This is a genomic window from Wolbachia pipientis, assembly GCA_023052945.1.
In the GTDB taxonomy this organism is placed as follows: domain Bacteria; phylum Pseudomonadota; class Alphaproteobacteria; order Rickettsiales; family Anaplasmataceae; genus Wolbachia.
This window is the reverse complement of the sequence record CP095495.1, coordinates 1,341,315-1,359,261: the sequence shown is the minus strand read 5'-3', so window position 1 is coordinate 1,359,261 and position 17,947 is coordinate 1,341,315. Positions and strand designations below refer to the sequence as shown.

Here is a 17,947-nt window from a genome sequence, read left to right as displayed (position 1 = left end):
AGAATGACTTTGAATAACTATTACAATCGCTTTAATCCCGATAAAGAATATGAAAAAAGCTTGTTCCTTGCAGGAAGGGGTTTGCAGTCAGCAGAATTAAATGAGATTCAAGATTATGCTCTTTTGAGGCTCAAAGGCATAGGAGATGCGATATTCCGCGATGGTGATATCATAACTGGAGCTGATTGTATCATAGATGGGGAAAAAGTCACGCTTGAAGCTGGAAAAATCTATCTTCGTGGTGCGGTTAGAAAGGTCGAGGGGCAAAAGTTTATTATTCCACTAAATACTACAGTTCGCATAGGTGTTTTTTTTGCCCTTTCCACCATTACGGAACTTGAGGACGAAAATCTTCGTGATCCTGCAGTTGATACGCGTAATTACCAGGAAGTAGGGGCAGCAAGGCTTAAAGTTTCCACCATTTGGGGTTATCAAGCAGAGAGTGTTTCTTCCCCTTTTTCTGCAAGTGGAGAATTTTATCCAATTTATAACATTGAAAACGGTGTTCTTGTTCAGTATTCACCGCCACCACAAGCAAATATAGTAACCACTGCACTTGCTCGTTATGACAAGGAGGCAAATGGTTCCTACGTCGTAAACGGTCTAGAAGTAATGTGTTTGCAGAGAGAAGAAGGGGACGAAAAGGGATTTGTGATTAATGAGGGAAAAGCTCATGTTGACGGCTATGAGATTGAGCTACCTCACAGTATTCGTGTTTCTTTTGATGAAGATCCAGATATAAAAACAGTTGCATCAGAACCCCATACTTTTCAGCCAAACAGCCAAAGAGTAATGGAACTAAAAGTTAATGATTTTCCAATAAGTGAAATCAAAAAAGTAGATATAACTGTTCAAAAAACAATTGCCGTTACTCACGGTTCATACTCTGGAGCTATTGATCCGATACCTGACTCTGCAGTACTTGAGATTATTCAGATGAAGCAAGGAGACGTTATTTATGAAAATAGTGTAGATTATAAACTAAACGCAGGAAACGTTGATTGGTCATTGGCAGGGAAAGAACCAGCGCCTGGGAGTAGTTATCAAATAACTTATCGCTGTCGTACTCAGGTGAGCCCTGAAGATATAAGTGAAGAGGGATGCAAAGTAAAAGGAGCAGTTGATAATAGTCTGGTTTTGATAGATTACACCTGGAAGATGCCCCGCTTTGATTTAATTACTCTAGATGCAAAAGGGGTGGTAAGAAGAATCAAGGGAATTGCCCACCCTTGGAAACCATCAATGCCAAAAGCACCTAGCGGACAACTTTTGCTCTGCTACATTCATTAGACGTGGAAAAACGGGGAAAAGGTGAAAGTAATGAATAATGCTATCCATGTAGTACCGATGAATGAACTCGAAGCAATGAAGAGTGGAATAAGAGATCTTTATGCGCTAGTTGCAGAGGAGCGTCTACGCAATGATGCAAATTCAAGAGAGCCAACCACGAAAAAAGGAGTATTTGTTGATCCATTCTTTGATGATGATATGCGTGATCAGGGTGTTTCCCAAACTGCAGCAATAGTAAATAAGGAACTAATTTTACCAATAGACGTGGAAATTATTGATGTTGAAAGAGGCAAAGGACCTTATTTATTGCCGTATGAACTTGAGCCGGTATTGGAGCAGCTTTTACAGACTAAAAGTGAAAAAATTAATCCTTATCAAGCATTTGATCCGATACCTGCAAAAGTTACCATGAACAAAAACATCGATCACTGGCCCGAGGTTACCACGATTTGGAAAAGTCCAGTGACAGGACAATTTAATACTAGAGAAACAACAGAGCTACTGTCAAGTAATTCATATGAAGCTGAATTTATGAGAGAAGCAGTACAAGATTTTGAGATCGAAGGTTTTGAGCCGGGTGAAAGGCTTAAGGAAGTAAAATTTGATGGCATTTCTATTACACCTATGGCATAGAGAAAAAAAAGTGGAAAATCAAGGACGAATAAGTGGAAAAATAAAAATCCCAGCAAATATTCCAGCAGGTACTAAATTAGTACAGTTTTACGGGGATAAAGGAAGCTACGGAGAAGCAACATATACTGGTAAAAAAACTATTACCATAGAAGAGCGAAGAAGAGTTTTTTCCAGCAAACGTGTTGATCCTTTAGCGCAAACATTTACTTTAAATGAGAGTAGGCACATAGGAGGTGTAGAGCTATGGTTTGTAAATAAAGGCAAAAAACGTGTTGTTGTGCAGATTAGGGAAACAACAGTTGGAGTGCCTTCTCAGATTGTCATTGCTGAAAATTCCATCGAGCCAGCTAAGATCAATACTGATAGCACAGCAACACGTATAATTTGGTCGCCAGTATTTTGCCATGCAGGGCAGGAATATGCAATAGTATTACTTACCGATGACGGGGAAAATGCGGTCAAAGTAGCAGAACTTGGCAAATATGATGCAGTAAATAGCCGTTGGGTAACCAGTCAGCCTTATCAAGTAGGAGTATTACTCTCATCGAGCAATGCAAGTACGTGGACTCCACATCAAAATTTAGATTTAACGTTTCGACTACTAGCTGCAAAATTTAGCGAAAATTCTCACGTTGTTGATCTTGGTAAAGTTACTGCAAATAACGTATCAGATTTAATAGTTTTGACAAATGTTGAAAAGGTAGCATTTGATACCAATGTAGAATTTATCTTAACAGATAAAGAGGGAAAAGAAAATTTTCTGTCTGATAATTTGCCATTAGCTTTGCGCGCAAGAATAAGTGGGGAATTAACGGTAAAAGTAGCGCTCAAAGGATCGGGGGAAAAAAGTCCAGTGCTATATCCTGGGTTACAGCTAGTTATGGGTAATCTTTCAGAGTCCGGAGATTATGTAACTAGAAGCATTACCGCAGGGGCTAACACTAAAATTACCATAACATATGATGCGCTGATACCCGGCACTGCAGATGTTAAAGCGTATGTGCAAAAAAGCGTGGAAGAATGGCAGTTAGTTAATTTAACATCAGGAAAACCAATCGGAGACAATTGGGTAGAGGGAACTCACGTGCTATCAAATTTTAATGGTAATGAGACAAGGATAAAATTGGTTTTAAGCGGAACGGTTGTCTATCGGCCAAAAGTCAAAAATCTACGAGTTATTGTAACGTAGAAATGCCAGATGACCAAACCAAAAGAGGATATCCTTTGCCACATCCAGAGAACATCGCTGCACAAGATGTAGTACGTATCCGCACAAGCATAGAAAAAATAGATGAAGATATGAGTGAAAGAGAAGATGAACTTAAAAATAATTTTGAACGATTTAGATTTGAAACTTTTTTGAATTTTTGGGAATGAAAGAAGCAATAGAAGCATTACACCAAAGGATAAAGGATTTAGCAGCAAGTAGCACACCTGATCAACTGGCGTATCTTGCGAAATCGCTGGAATTAATAATAGATAAAAAAGTTATTTCCAACGTTGTGCAAATGACTAAAGTAAAAGAAATAATTGATGCAATACAAAAGAGACTTAAGGATTTAGCAGCAAATAGTACACCAGATCAACTAGCATATCTTGCTAAAGCATTGGAATCAATAGTTGACAAAAGTGCAGTGTCTGATATTGTACAGATGACAGATGGTAAGCTAAAAGAACTTCTTGATAGTGCAAAAAAACACTTGAATGAGATAAACAGCAATAAGGAAGATTCAATATCGGCGATAACTGCAGCAAAGACAGAGTCTGTAAATGAGATCAATACGCTAAAAACTAATACCTTGGATACTTTAAAAGCGTCATCAGATTCACATATATCACTACTTGACACGAGAAAGGATGCCAATATTGCGGCAATAAACAGTATTAGCAACAGTCATAAAGATGGTCTTAAAGGTTTAGTAGAAGATTTTCGTGCTATTAATAATGTACCACCTGGTTCATCAATTATAGGAGAAATAGAAACTCGAGATGAGCAATTAAAAGCATCCCTTACAAACGAGATAAAAATTAGGGAAAATCAGCTAAGAACACTGACAACCAAATTTAACTCCATCAATGATGTGCCTAGCAGTTCATCAATTATGAAAGAAGTGAAAAAGAGGAATATGGTTGAACCAGGGTCATTACCTTTCTTGTTTGGAGTACTAAGTAGAAAAAATAATTACCTTGGCCACGGAACTTTTATGACAGAGCTTGGAAAGTGGAGTAGCGATATAACAAAAACCGACTGTATGTTGCAACTACTAGCAGGTAGCCATACATACGATACAGATTACGTTAGTTTTTATCGGGCAAGACAACTGAGTTTTATAGAGGGAAATAAAGGAACATTTATTTACGGAGAGTCATATACAAGCAGTGATTCCGTGAGTCGTGATCAGATATATTACTACCCGTATGCTGCACTTGGAGTGATGTTTGTAAAAAACACCACAAGTAGTGATATAACAAGAACATTAAACTTTGTTGGTACATCTTATTGGAGTTCAGGATACGAAGGAGCAGGAGCATTTGTGGGAACCCCTGATAATACCAATAAATCGAGGATTTCAAAAATAACATGGAAAAATGTTTACCAATACACGAGTTCGAGTAGAGGATTTGCTGCATCAGGGAATGTAGAAATTCCAGCAGGAAAAACAGTTGCAGTGTTACTGTATACATCATCTTATCTAGATAGCAGAGGAAAAGTTAGTGAAGGTATGCTTTCAGGTGACGTATATATCTATGGTCAGTTTATCCAGTGGGGAATTTATAACATACGTAACAACTTTTTAACTGCAGGGCTTGAAATCGATGTAGAGAGAACGCTAAAAGCTTGGCAATGTCCAGGATTATCTAACACGTATGAGCTCTGGAGGTAACAAACAATGTCTATCTACATTAGATTTGAGAATGATAAACAAGTAGAAACAACAACACTTGAAAGCAAGCCAAAAGGTAAAAACTGGTATGAAGCGCCAGAAGATTTTGAATGGCAAAAGAGTTATTGTTTAACAGAAGGAGGGAAAATTGTTGAAAGGAGTCAAGAAGATATTGAGCTGGAATTACTGGAAACTGCGAAACTTTCTGCATTTTCTAGTCTTCGTGCTTATTATGATAACTATACTCACGAATACGCAGGATATTCTCATCAGAAGTCTAAGTCGTACGAAATACAAGCAAAAGCCGCAGAAAGCATTTTAGCAGCACCAGAATCGATAGATGAAAAAGATGCAGAAATTATAGAGCCATTAGCAAAAGTCCGTGATATTACGGTTATTGAAATGGCAAAGATAATCGAGGAAAAAGCCAAAAAAGCAGTAAAAGCAATAATCAAATGCGAAGAATTGGTGGATATAGCTGAAAGGGAAATCGGTGAAGCTAAAAGTAAAGAAGAGCTGCAAACTTTGCTAGATAACAAAAAATGCAAGAGAGCTAAATAAGGGGCAAAAAGAAATGACAGAACAGTTTCTACATGGAGTAAATGTTATCGAGGTTACCTCAGGAGCAAGGACGGTACGCACAGCTAAATCATCAGTGATAGGAGTAATTGGTACTGCACCTGATGCTGACGGGCAAAAATTTCCACTGAGTAGTCCAGTATTAATAGCAGGGAGTTTAAAAGAAGCAGCAAAGCTTGGGAAAAGAGGAACTTTGCCTTCTGCAGTAAATGGAATATTTTCCCAGGTTGGTGCAACAGTAGTAGTTATTCGAGTTGAAGAAAGTGAAAACAGCGATCCAAAGCTTAAAGAAAGTGAAACTATTCAAAATATAATTGGTGGAGTTAACGAAGAAACTGGGGAATATCAGGGAATTCAAGCGTTCTTAAGCAGTGAAAGCATAGTACATGTTGCGCCAAGAATACTAATTGCCCCTCAATTTACTCATCAATTGCCCGAAGGGTCTGTGAATCCAGTGGTTAGCGCTTTAATTCCTATAGCAGAAAAGCTGAGAAGCATAATAGTAGCAGATGGGCCAAATACCAATGATGAAGAAGCAATAAAGTGGAGAAAAAGTGTAGGCAGTAGCAGAGTTTACGTCGTTGATCCATGGGTAAAGGTATTTACTGAAGGGAAAGAAGAAACTTTGCCGTCTAGCCCATTTGTAGCTGGTTTAATAGCCAAAGTAGATAGCGAACAAGGATTTTGGCATTCGCCCTCAAATAAAGAGATAAACGGTATTGTTGGGACAAGTAGAGCTATTGATTTTACGCTCGGTGATACAAGTTGTAGAGCAAATTACTTAAATGAGAATGAAGTCACGACAATCATTCATCAAAATGGCTACAGACTCTGGGGAAATAGAACATGTTCAAACGATGAAAGGTGGGCTTTTCTGCCTGTTAGGCGTACTGCAGATCTAATCAATGATAGTCTACTTCGGGCTCATCTATGGGCAGTTGATCGAAATATCACCAAAACTTATATAGATGAAGTGATAGAGAGTGTTAATTCCTACCTAGCAAGTTTAAAAGCACAAGGAGCGATTATCAGTGGAAAATGTTATGCAACTCCAGAACTCAATACACCGGCAAATATTGCAAACGGCAAAGTGTATTTTGACTTTGAGTTTACACCACCATATCCAGCAGAACAGATTACTTTCAGATCTCACTTAGTGAACAACCAAATACTTTAAAAGGCTTCTAAACAAAATTCAACAGATAAACGAGGAGAAAAATGCTGCCAAAAATCTTAAAGAATTTCAATGTATTTGTAGACGGTAGAGGTTACGCAGGAAAAATAGATGAAGTAACCTTGCCAAAACTTACCATAAAAACAGAGGAATACAGAGCTGGTGGTATGGATATTCCAATAAATATTGATATGGGGATGGAAAAGCTTGAAGCTGATTTTACTTTTGCCGAATATGATTCAGAGCTATTTAGGCTGTTTGGTTTAATAGATGGAAATTCGGTATCTTTGACGCTCAGGGGCGGATTACAAGGCAGTGGAAGCAATGATATCGAAGGAGTAATTATCAACCTTAGGGGCATATTCAGAGAATTTGATTTTGGTAGCTGGAAACCTGCTGAGAAAGCAACGCTGAAGTGTACCGTAGCTGCGCATTATTATAAACTTACTATCGGTGCTAGAGAACTTATCGAAATCGATGCTGAAAATATGATTCGCAAGATTAATGGTGTTGATCAGATGGCTTTGTTACAAACGATTTTAGGTATTTGATGTAGTTGACAAAGTTACATAAAAATGTTAGAATGTAATAAGTTGTAGGTATATGGCTGCTATGGATTCTAAAGCTCATGTAAATTCTGAAGATCAGTTGACTAGTTTACTCACTAGTGTAGCTCAATCTCAAAACAAGTCCGTTTTAAAACTATTAGCTGAGTTAATGGAAGAAGAAATTGAAGATATGGAATTATCTAAGATTGCTGACGAACGCTACAAAGAAAAGAGGGTTAAACATCAAGATGCCTTCTGGGTATAATATAGAATATTCAGAATCTGTCATAGAAAGAGACATTCCAGCACTTCCAGTCAAAGTGAAGTCAATGGTCAAAAAGGCGATACTCGAGCGTTTAACAGTAGATCCAATTGGACTTGGCAAGCCATTAAAGCACAACTTAAGTGGGCAACGTAGTCTACGCGTAAGGTATACTTTATTACATAGATGTACCAGAACATACAGTAGTTATTACCTCCATAGAACACAGAAAAGATTCTTATCAAAGCTAATCCTATTTATAGCACCATAATCATAATAAAAAAATTAGTTATGTAAAAGCCGATACAGACTTTTATTTAATTAACTTTTAGGGGGAAACATGACAACAGTAAAACTTGATAATCCAATAACAGTAGATGGTATTTCTGTTTCAGAATTACCTATGCGTGAGCCTACAGTGGGAGACCTGCTGGCTATTGAATGTGTAGAAGGTGAAGCGAGAAAAGAAGTAGCTTTAGCTGCTAACCTGACATCTATGCCAAGGGAGGAAATAGAGAAATTACTTATCAAAGATTATGTAAAAATACAAAAGGTACTCAAAGATTTTTTGTCGCCTTTAGAACAGAGGACTTAAGATTCAATGTTTTAAAGCTTAGTTCAATAACAGGAAGTGGAATTGAGCAGATTATTAATATGGGTATAAAAGAATTTCTAAAATGGTTAGAAGTAAGTAAAGGAGTAACAAACAAATGTCAATGCTTTCAATAAAGATAGGTGCTGCATTAGATGGTAGCTTTAATAGCGCAATGATAGGTAGTACAGCTAAGCTTTCTAAGCTGGGTGATAGTATAAGGCAGCTTGATTCGTCAATGAAATCAGTTTCCAAATTTAAGCAATTAAATCATGATGCCCTTGAAGCCATGAAGAATTGGAAGGAAGCAGAGAAGAAAGCAAAAGAATCAGCTACAGCAATTGCTAAAGAGAAGAAGGAAAAAAAGAACCAAGCAAAGCATTGAAAAATGAATTTGAAAAATTGAAAGCATTGGCATCAAAGGCAAAAGAGGCTTATATCAAAAAGAGAGATGCACTTCACATATTAAATGAAGAAGTAAGGAAAAGTGGAAAGGATATTAAATCCTTAGTGAGAGATCAAACTAAACTTGGTTCATCTATTGAAGCACTAAAAGGGAAATACAGTAAACTAGGATCTGTAATACAAAAACAGCAAAATGCTTTAGCAAGAAAAGCACATTATAAATCACAAGTAATGGAGACTATAGGGCTAGGGCTTTCACTTGCAGCTCCAATTAAAGTTGCGATTGACTTTGAATCTGCCATGGCTGATGTTAAAAAAGTAGTGAGATTTGCTAAGGATGATGCAGCCCATAACCAAGGAGCCGCAGAATTTGGCCAGAAATTAAAGGAATTATCCCGTACGATACCACTATCGGCTGCTGAGTTAGCTCAAATTGCTGCAAGTGGTGGCCAACTTGGTATTAAAAAAGAGAAACTGCTTTCATTCACAGAAACAGTAGCTAAAATGTCTACAGCATTCGATATGTCTGCAGAAGAAGCAGGTGATTCTATAGCTAAGCTTGCCAATGTTTATGGAATTGAAGTAGCAGGCATGGAAAGGGTAGGTAATATTATAAATCACCTTTCAGATAATAGTGCTGCTAAAGCAGGAGATATGGTTAAAGCACTTGCTATAGTGGGTGGTAGTGCAAAACAGTTTGGTCTTGATATTAAGGAAACAAGTAGTTTAGTAAATGCCTTTATTAGTTTAGGTAAGCAACCAGCAAAAGCTGCTACTGCAATAAATGCTCTACTTAGCAAACTTCAAACCGCAGAGGGACAGAGCAAAGAGTTCAAAGCAGCATTGGAAGACATGGGAATAACTGCAGAAGAGATGACACAAAGGATTAGCGAAAATGGCCAAGACACACTACTTTATTTTTTTGAAACTCTGGAGAAGGTAGATAAACAGGAACGTTCGCAAATCCTTCTTGATCTGTTTGGTCAAGAGTATCAAGATGATATTGCATTACTAGTTGGAAGCTTAAAGAATTATAAAGATGCCATAAATAATTTAGCTGATGAGGAAGAATTTAAACAGTCTATGCAAGAAGAGTTTAACAATCGTGCAGCAACTACAGCAAATAATTTACGACTACTGAGAAATGCGATAGCAGAAGTAGGAATGAACCTGGGCTCAGTAATGCTACCTCCTTTAAAGTGGATAAGTAGTCTTTTAAGAGAGATAACTAACCCCATAGCTCGGTTTGCAGAAAAGTTTCCAGTTATCACTACAGGAATAATGAGTATAATTTCAGCTCTTATTATTGGTAAGATTGCAGTAGTAGGTTTTGGTTATGCATTTGCATTAGTTGGAGGTGGAATACTAACTTTTAAGGCTATTTTGCATGGAACACTTTTGCCAGTATTAACTTCATTATCAGCACGGGTAATTCCAGCAGTAATTATGGGACTGAAGGCTTTAACGCTAACTAATCCTATAGGAGCTGTTGTTGCTGGACTATCAGTTGGTGCAGCGCTTGTAATCGCTAATTGGCAAAAGGTAAAGGACTTTTTTCTAGCATCTGGAAATCAATTGTAAAACCTATAGGAGAATTTTTCAATTGGATTGGTATAGGAAAATTGTTTAATGATAGTCCGCTAAAAGCATTTGAAACACCATTAGAAACAAAAATTGGCAAGGTAGTTGCTGAAAGTAATGTTTTGAGTAACGAAAACCCTTTATTAAGTAATAAGGAAATTTCTGAAAGCGGAAAGAGTATTATTGGAAATACTAAAATTGGTAGCGTTGTTGAGGAAAAAAGTTCTGTAGCAGATGACTTAGAGAAAGTTTTAAAAGACTGTGAAAAGTGTGAACAAAAAATTTTCAATCAAACTTTCACATTTAATATAAGCATAAAAGCAGAACCTAACCAAGATGTCCGTAGCCTTGCAGATGAAGTAATAAAAAGGATAAGAGAAAAATCAAGAGATGTTATGTTTGATACGGTAGATTACATATACTAATGTTATCATTTGGTCCATATAAAATTTCCCCAACAAGCTTAAAGTACAGCAAGGAGAAGCGTTGGAGTGTGGTCGAATGTATTGGCAAACCATTGCTACAGAATATTGGTCAAGGGGCAGAAAATATAGATATAGAAGGGGTTATTTATCTCAATAATTTAAGTGAATTAAAGAATATGAAAGAAGCAGAAGCAAATCAAATACCCCGCACTTTAGTTGATGGCATGGGAAATATTTGGGGACAATTTGTAATTACTCGTTTTGAAGAAAAGCTAACGTCATTTTTCCCTTGCGGGTTGCCAAAAAAAGTTGAATTTAATTTAAGTTTAAGGTGCTATTCATGACTATATATTACTTGACAAAAGAGAAGGACATGTTGGACTATATTTGCTGGCAACACTATGGATTTACTTCAGGAGCAGTAGAAATAGTATTAGAAGAAAACCCTGGACTTGCAGAATATGGCAGTTTTTTGCCTGCAGGGTTGAAAATTAAGTTGCCTGTAATTGAGAAACCTCTACAAAAATCAACTTTAAAGATTTGGGGATAAGATACAACCAGAGTTTATCATTGAAGGATATGAACTAGCAAAAGATCGCTTGGTGTCAATGCATATTACTGATGAATCAGGGACTATAGAAGATATAGCTGAAATATGTGTTGATTACAGGGATGATAACATAAAAGTTCCAAAAGAGCTGAAGATTGCTTTGGGATATAGAGAAACAGGAATACTACCCATAGGTGTATATACAGTCAATGAAATTACAGTACAAAGTCCACCAAAAACCCTAACAATCAAAGCTCATGCAACAAATTTGATGATCTCACTAAAGGAAAAAGTATCTAAAGAATGGCATCAGATTACACTAGGTGATTTAGTCAAAGAAATAGCAAATAAACATGGGTATGGGTACAAAGTTGCTGAAGAATTTAAAGACATATTGATATCACATATTGATCAGACTGAGGAAAGTGATATAAATTTATTAACTAGGATAGCTATAGAGCGCGAAGCTATGGCAAAATTAGCAGGAGGATATATATTATTTATTCCAAAAGGTGCAGCAAAATCAGCAACAGGAAAAGCTTTAGGAACAACGACTATTAGACCTCAAGATACAATCAATTGGAAAGTGCATTTTACTGTACGTGATAAATATAATTCAGTGATAGCAAAATGGCATAGCTATGAGAAGGGAGAACCAATATCAGAAACAGTAGGTAGCGGTGAACCAAGTTACCCTATACAAACAATTTACCCAAATGCAGAATCAGCAATTAGTGCAGCAAAAGCAAGATTTAAACAACTACAGCGTAACAATGAGACTTTAGAGGTAACAATACCAGGAAATCCAGAGTTATGTGCAGAGGCAAAACTTAATCTTGTAGGGTTCAATCAAGACATAGATGGTGAATGGGTGGTTGATAAAGCAGAACATACTTTAAATAGTTCAGGTTATCTTACTACATTATCAGCGTCTTTGAGTAAGTATTAAGAGAAAATAAGTAAATTGCTGATTTAATGCTGAACATGAGCAAGAAACAAGTTTTTGTGGTGTATAATAGCAATAGTATTTATTGTTATTACGTATTACTATCAAAAATCTAAGGCTGCTGAAGATCATCAGAAAATGTTGGAAGTGTCAGCTAAGAACTGTGACTTAGACACTCTGAAATTATTAATAAAAAAGAGTAGAGGTGATTCAAGAGTTAGTGAAAGAGCATTATATGATGCCGCAGAGAAAGGATGCTTAGAAGTTGTCAAATTTCTGCTCGATGAAGGAGTAGATATAAATACTAGTTTAGCGCTACTTAGTGCTGCTGACAGTGGCCAATTAGAGGTTGTGAAACTTTTACTAGAAAGAGGAGCTAACCCTCATGTTGAAGGCCGGAAAAGAAGAACTGCAAAAACTATAGCAATGAAGAGGTCATCTTATAGTGGAAATAAGAAGTCTTATAGAGAAATCGTAGACTTACTTGATGAAGCAGAAAAGCAATACAAGCCAGAGCAATAAACCGCACGCGTACAACATACAGTTTCAACAATTATCCACAATAAATCATTACATTATGCAAAATCAAAAGATCCCAATTGCAGTAATATTAACGATGGTAATACAGACTGTGGCAGCGATATGGTGGCTTGCCAAGCTAGATTTACGGGTTCACATGCATGATAAATTTATAGAGCAGAACAACGGATTGACCGTTACGGTATACCGGCTTGAGGAGAGAATAAAAAATCTTTCTGAGGAGTTAGATGAGTTTAAATTACAAGTTTTAAGCGGAAAAATTAAACCTTAATATCTTTATCTAAATTTTCATTTCACAATGACTAAATATATCTTGTCCGTTGACGGCGGAGGCATAAGAGGAATAATACCAGCCATAATATTAGCAGAAATAGAAAAAAGAACAAGAAAACCGATAGCTGAAATCTTTGATCTAATGGCTGGTACTTCAACCGGTGGAATTGTTGTAGCAGGACTCTGTAAGAAAGATGAGCGGGGAAATCCTCAATACTCTGCAAATGATTTAGTTGAGCTTTACCAAGAGTACGGAGCATATATTTTCAAGTCTTCGTTTTTTAGGCGATCAATATTATCTTGGTTTAACTGCGCACAATACCCACACAAAAACATCGAATCGATATTGGAAAAATATTTTGGTGAAGATATTCTAAAAAACACTTTAAGTAAGGTGTTGGTTACAAGACACCGTTTTTATTGTCAACAAATTATTTAGCTAAAAAGAATAAAAAATAACAAAAAGTTTTAATTTAGGCTGATACCTTCTATAAATTAGTGTAACTGTGTATAAGTACTTTCAGTTTGTGTGGCGTACTTATACACAGTTACACCAATTTTTTACTGTGCCTTCTTATTTTATGAGAATTGTTTTACAAAGTTACTAAGCAACTCTGTTAAAGTCAATGTGAGAGGCAGTGCATCAGTTATACGTTCAGCGAATCTATCTCTTATAAAACAAGCAGCAATTTTGAGTAACCAGGTAATAAAGATACTCAAAAACATCTAAAGTTTAGTACAAATGACAAAATATATTCTCTCAATTGATGGTGGTGGAATAAGAGGAATTATTCCAGCAATGATATTATCCAGAATAGAGCAAAAAACGGGTAAACCTATTTCTCAAATTTTTGATTTATTGGTGGGTACTTCAACTGGTGCTACTATTGTAGCAGGACTATGTAAAAAAGATAGCAAAGGAAAGCTACAATATTCAGCTGATGACTTGGTTAATCTTTATCAGGAGTACGGACCTTATATTTTTAAGTCTTCATTTCTAAGAAGATCAATATTTTCTTGGATTAACGGTGCACAATACCCCAGTAAAAATATTGAGTATGTACTTCATAAATATTTTGGCGATGATATCCTTAAAAACACTTTAAGTAATGTGTTGATTACGAGTTACGATATTCACAATAACTGCCCATTTTTCTTCAAAAGCTGGAAAGAGGATAGAAATTTTATTAAATTAAGGGATGTATTGAGAGCAGCAACTGCAGCACCTACTTACTTTGCACCTAAATATTTAAAAGTCAACCAAAAGGAAATGGTATTAATAGATGGAGGAGTTTTTGCCAATAATCCAGCAGCATGTAGCTATGCAAGCAGCAGAAAGCTATTTCCTAACGATGATGTAGTACTTCTTTCCATCGGTACTGGCAGATCGTCTCATTCCATTAAATACCTCAGATCGAAAAGATTTGGCAAAATATCCTGGATTAAGCCATTGATAAACGTAATGTTTGCCTCTGGACTAGATTGTGTAAATTATCAGTTAGACCAGATTATTAACAATAGCTATATCAGAATTCAATCGCAGCTAAAAGTAGCATCAACGGAGATGGACAATACAACATACGAAAATATCAAGTGTTAAAAAAAGAAGCACAAACGATGATTGAATGTAATCAAAAAGCAATAGATAAATTCTGTACAGTAGTATCATAAACTTTAACCTTTTAATCTAGAACTTGCATTTTTGAACGTTTCCTTTTAAGCTTCAGTAAACCTCCTAACTCTATAGTTCTTGATATGATCTGGATTAAAAGCCTTCCTTGAACTTAAAACACCAAAAACTATATGGAGTAATTTACGCATTGCAGCTCCCACAACGGCCATATTATGCTTGCCTTTTTCCTTTAATCTTTCGCAGTAAGTCTTAATAATAGAGTTGTGATTTTTAGCTACTATAGCAGGAAAATAAAGAGCCTTACGCAATGTCCGTGAACCTGATTTACTTAGCTTAGGCTTGGCATATACAGATGAACCTGATGTAATATTTTTTGGTATAGTTCCTGCATATGCTGCTAATTGTCTAGCATTTATAAAGGCTTTTATATCAGGAATTTCAGCTAAAATAGCTATTGCTGATTCCTCTCCTATTCCTGGAATAGTCAATAGGAGTTGAAAATCTTCCAACAATTCTTTGTGTTGTTTTAATAGTTCACACGTGGAGTTTTTTATTGTTTCTATTGATTGTTCTATAGTCATTGCTAGATTTTCCCAAACATTTACAACTTCTTCAGGCAGTCTCTCTTTCTTTTCCAAATGATTATTTACTAATGTTAATTCATCTTTTAACGCATCTGAACAACGATAAAGATGTTTTAATTTTCTCTTTTCAGGAGGAGGTGGTGCCCAATGAGAAGGTTCCTGTCTTTGACAATAATCTCTGCATCAGACTGGTCATTCTTTTGCCGTGCGAGCTTACTTTTTGCATAAAAATTTATGCGAGCTGGACTAACAAAATATCCAGCCTTGTAAAGGAATTCAGCTAAAGCTTCACTATAACAACCGGTGGATTCCATGCAAGCTTTTACTTCTTCTACGTTATGTTTTTGTAGAAAGTCCAGCAGACCTTGAAATCCAGTATCATCATTTTTAAATTTCCTTTTCCTAGCTTCACGTTTTCCTTTTTTACTTATAAACGAAAGAAAAACATCAAAGCGTTCTTTTGAAACATCTATACCAAGAAAGTTGTTGATCATATATAACTCCATACGTTACTATTTAAAATGAAAAGTAAGGCTTACCTTATGAATACAGAATTAGAACCATTGAGGTCTTTCTATGATACCGTCCAGCCTAAACTTTTGAGAAGGGGGCTCTTATCTTGTAAACAGATTTTATATCTAAGTTACGATTCAGAGTTCTTCCCTTCTCCACCTAATGCTTAAGCTTAAAACACTAGATGCTTTTTACAAGATATAAGTTATGATATTCACAATAATTGCCCATTTTTCTTTAAGAGCTGGAAGAAAGATAAAAATTTTATCAAGTTGAAAGACGCACTAAGAGCCACAACAGCAGCCCCAACATACTTTGCACCTAAGTACTTAGAAGTTAACCAAGAAAAAAGAGTATTAGTCGATGGAGGAGTATTTGCCAATAATCCAGCAGCTTGTGCGTATGCAAATAGTAAGAAACTTTTCCCTAATGAAGAAATCGTTCTGGTGTCAATTGGCACAGGTCGGTTATCTAATCGAATAAAGTACAGAAAATTAGGAAAGATAGCATGGATAAAGCCCCTATTAAATGTGATGTTTGCATCGAGCCTTGATGTAGTGAATTATCAACTAGGTAATGTAATGGACGACAGATACATCAGGATACAATCACAACTGACAATAGCGTCGGCTGAGATGGATAATGTAACACCTAAAAATATCAAATGTCTTCAGCAGGAGGCAAATGCAATGATAGAAGGTAATCAAAAAGTAATCGATAAATTTTGCGATATCGTATCTTAATTTACATAAAAATGCCAAGCAAACTAAAGAAATTATACCACAAAGCAAAGAAAGGTTTAAAAAACATAGTTTCGCCCAAAAAACATACTAAGGGGCAAGAAGCTAAAATTTCAAACGATAAGCCAAAACCGCTCTCTGAAATTGTGGCACTAGAACAGAAAACCTCTAAAGTAAAAAAAGATAAAAAAGGGATAAAAGAAAAAATAAAAAGCTTAAAAACAAAACCCGTAGAAAAAGAGCTGAAAAAGGGTAGCATATTCAAAAAAGGCTTCAAAAAGCTAAAAGGGAAAATAAAAAAATTAAACCCAATAAAGGTTAAGAAGAATAAAATAATCGGGAGCAAGAAGTTAGCGTTTTTACTGACATCTGGCACGATTGTGGCAATTTTGCCGATGTTCAATTTAGCTCCTCTTTCAGCATTAGCCATAACTTCGGCATGTGTTTTCAGTATTAATTTTATTGCAGTCAAGACATTAAAGAAGTTTATCAAACAACGCAAATTAGCAGCAGAATCTAAAGAGGTAGCAATTCAAGAAGAAGCTATAGCTGAAGCAGGAAAGCCGGAAGAAGAAATTCAAGATGTATCGATTCAGCAAGTAGCGGAAAATTCTAAACAAAATTCCAGAGAATAAATTATAACCTCTAATGCTTGCTAGTGTAGAAAAAAATCCAAAAAAAGGGAGCAAGTTTCGTTTGTAAAGTCTCCTCTTCGTTACCCTGGCGGTAAGAGTCGCGCCGTTTCTCAAATTATTAATAAATATATTCCAAAAGGGTTATCTACGCTTTGCTCTCCCTTTATAGGTGGAGGATCAATAGAATTAGCGTTAGCCAGCAGAGGAACAAAAGTTTATGGCTATGACGCCTTTGAACCATTAGTAAGCTTTTGGCAGGTGCTTTTAAAAGATGCTTCTTACCTTGCAGAGGTAGTGCGGAAATACCAAAATATGACATCTACCATGTTCTATAGCCTACAAAAAACATTTTTCACCCTAAGAGATAGAATTGAAATCGCTGCAGCATTTTTTGCATTAAATCGTTCATCTTTCAATGGCACAACATTGTCTGGGGGTATGTCTCCAGCCACCCACGTTTTACGCCAAGTTCAATAGAAAGATTAGCAAAGTTTTCAATTAAAAATCTTACTGTAGATTTAGCCGACTTCAAAAAAAGCATTCCTAAACACGCAAATGATTTCTTATACTGTGATCCTCCTTACTTGATTGACCAAAAACTATATGGAAAAAGAGGTACAGATTTTGACCATGAAGGACTTGCCAAACTTTTAGCGACTCGTGATGGATGGGTTTTATCGTATAATGATTGTGAGGAAATACGGGACATATATACAGGGTATCGTATCATTACACCCAAGTGGACGTATGGAATGGGTAACTCTAAAAAATCAAATGAGATTTTAATCTTGAGTAAAGACTATAGGAATTTCAGTATCGCAGTCAAAACACTAAAGAAATTAACGTAAATTAGCAGCAGAATCTAAAGAAGTAGCAATTCAAGAAGAAGCTATAGCTGAAGCAGGAAAGCCGGAAGAAGAAATTCAAAGTCGAATCAATAAAAGAAGAATCCAAGCAAGTTTCCAAAGAATAGATTTCTATATTAATATATTTGCTTAAATATCTTTTTATTTCTATTTAAATATTATATATTTAATAAAAAACACTAGCAAAGCGGAAATTTTGTTCGTAAAATAACACAAAAGTGAGTGCGCGAGTTAATAATTTAAAAATGTTTGTCGCTGCATACTTATATACAAACACATTTTTTGTGAGGTTG

General features: G+C 36.0%; 16 protein-coding genes and 6 pseudogenes. 21 read left to right on the top strand and 1 reads right to left on the bottom strand.

What is annotated here, in order from left to right; genetic code table 11:
* The first annotated feature begins 3 nt into the window (after positions 1-3).
* The 18 genes and pseudogenes from MWH06_06725 (at position 4) to MWH06_06640 (ending at position 14,354) form a co-directional block, all read left to right on the top strand.
* Positions 4-1,923 (top strand): annotated as a pseudogene (locus tag MWH06_06725) (DUF4815 domain-containing protein).
* Positions 1,895-3,112, top strand: coding sequence for a hypothetical protein (locus MWH06_06720; protein ID UPA55769.1), 1,218 nt, complete (start codon positions 1,895-1,897; stop codon positions 3,110-3,112). Before MWH06_06725 ends, MWH06_06720 begins: the two are co-directional and overlap by 29 nt.
* A 2-nt stretch (positions 3,113-3,114) precedes the next feature.
* On the top strand, positions 3,115-3,300 hold the full coding sequence (locus MWH06_06715) for a hypothetical protein (protein ID UPA54925.1): 186 nt from the start codon (positions 3,115-3,117) through the stop codon (positions 3,298-3,300).
* Complete coding sequence (locus MWH06_06710; GenBank protein UPA54924.1) at positions 3,297-4,808, top strand: hypothetical protein; 1,512 nt, start codon at positions 3,297-3,299, stop codon at positions 4,806-4,808. The genes MWH06_06715 and MWH06_06710 overlap by 4 nt, the downstream gene beginning before the upstream one ends.
* Positions 4,809-4,814: 6 nt before the next feature.
* Entirely contained in the window at positions 4,815-5,369 is a 555-nt protein-coding gene (locus tag MWH06_06705; GenBank protein ID UPA54923.1) for a hypothetical protein, read from the top strand.
* 13 nt (positions 5,370-5,382) lie between these two features.
* Positions 5,383-6,564 (top strand): phage tail sheath subtilisin-like domain-containing protein, encoded by a 1,182-nt coding sequence (locus MWH06_06700; GenBank protein ID UPA54922.1) that lies wholly within the window; start codon positions 5,383-5,385, stop codon positions 6,562-6,564.
* Between the two features lie 41 nt (positions 6,565-6,605).
* A complete protein-coding gene (locus tag MWH06_06695) occupies positions 6,606-7,112 on the top strand; it encodes a phage major tail tube protein (protein UPA54921.1) in 507 nt (168 codons plus the stop codon).
* Between the two features lie 52 nt (positions 7,113-7,164).
* Positions 7,165-7,374 carry a hypothetical protein gene (locus MWH06_06690; GenBank protein UPA54920.1) on the top strand — a complete coding sequence of 70 codons (210 nt, stop codon included), beginning with the start codon at positions 7,165-7,167 and terminating at the stop codon, positions 7,372-7,374.
* Complete coding sequence (locus MWH06_06685; protein UPA54919.1) at positions 7,358-7,642, top strand: type II toxin-antitoxin system RelE/ParE family toxin; 285 nt, start codon at positions 7,358-7,360, stop codon at positions 7,640-7,642. Before MWH06_06690 ends, MWH06_06685 begins: the two co-directional genes overlap by 17 nt.
* Positions 7,643-7,711: 69 nt before the next feature.
* Positions 7,712-7,966, top strand: coding sequence for a phage tail assembly protein (locus MWH06_06680; GenBank protein UPA54918.1), 255 nt, complete (start codon positions 7,712-7,714; stop codon positions 7,964-7,966).
* A gap of 115 nt (positions 7,967-8,081) precedes the next feature.
* Positions 8,082-10,374 (top strand): annotated as a pseudogene (locus MWH06_06675) (phage tail tape measure protein).
* Positions 10,374-10,718, top strand: coding sequence for a phage tail protein (locus tag MWH06_06670; protein ID UPA54917.1), 345 nt, complete (start codon positions 10,374-10,376; stop codon positions 10,716-10,718). The pseudogene MWH06_06675 and the gene MWH06_06670 overlap by 1 nt, the downstream one beginning before the upstream one ends.
* Complete coding sequence (locus tag MWH06_06665) at positions 10,715-10,924, top strand: tail protein X (protein UPA54916.1); 210 nt, start codon at positions 10,715-10,717, stop codon at positions 10,922-10,924. The genes MWH06_06670 and MWH06_06665 overlap by 4 nt, the downstream gene beginning before the upstream one ends.
* A gap of 58 nt (positions 10,925-10,982) precedes the next feature.
* Positions 10,983-11,873: a phage tail protein gene (locus MWH06_06660; GenBank protein UPA54915.1), complete on the top strand. Its 891-nt coding sequence runs from the start codon at positions 10,983-10,985 to the stop codon at positions 11,871-11,873.
* A 135-nt stretch (positions 11,874-12,008) separates the two neighbouring features.
* Positions 12,009-12,392 carry an ankyrin repeat domain-containing protein gene (locus MWH06_06655; protein ID UPA54914.1) on the top strand — a complete coding sequence of 128 codons (384 nt, stop codon included), beginning with the start codon at positions 12,009-12,011 and terminating at the stop codon, positions 12,390-12,392.
* A 55-nt stretch (positions 12,393-12,447) separates the two neighbouring features.
* Complete coding sequence (locus MWH06_06650) at positions 12,448-12,681, top strand: hypothetical protein (GenBank protein ID UPA54913.1); 234 nt, start codon at positions 12,448-12,450, stop codon at positions 12,679-12,681.
* A 27-nt stretch (positions 12,682-12,708) separates the two neighbouring features.
* Positions 12,709-13,095, top strand: a pseudogene (locus tag MWH06_06645) (patatin-like phospholipase family protein).
* Positions 13,096-13,425: 330 nt separating this feature from the next.
* A pseudogene (locus tag MWH06_06640) lies at positions 13,426-14,354 on the top strand (patatin-like phospholipase family protein).
* A gap of 45 nt (positions 14,355-14,399) precedes the next feature.
* Here the strand turns inward: MWH06_06640 and MWH06_06635 are convergent.
* Positions 14,400-15,394: pseudogene (locus tag MWH06_06635) on the bottom strand (IS110 family transposase).
* A 222-nt stretch (positions 15,395-15,616) separates the two neighbouring features.
* Here MWH06_06635 and MWH06_06630 point away from each other — a divergent pair.
* From MWH06_06630 to MWH06_06620, 3 genes and pseudogenes are all read left to right on the top strand, one after another.
* Positions 15,617-16,156 (top strand): annotated as a pseudogene (locus MWH06_06630) (patatin-like phospholipase family protein).
* On the top strand, positions 16,138-16,788 hold the full coding sequence (locus MWH06_06625; protein ID UPA54912.1) for a hypothetical protein: 651 nt from the start codon (positions 16,138-16,140) through the stop codon (positions 16,786-16,788). The pseudogene MWH06_06630 and the gene MWH06_06625 overlap by 19 nt, the downstream one beginning before the upstream one ends.
* Before the next feature lie 258 nt (positions 16,789-17,046).
* Positions 17,047-17,265, top strand: a complete 219-nt coding sequence (locus tag MWH06_06620; GenBank protein UPA54911.1) for a hypothetical protein — start codon at positions 17,047-17,049, stop codon at positions 17,263-17,265.
* Positions 17,266-17,947 lie beyond the last annotated feature (682 nt).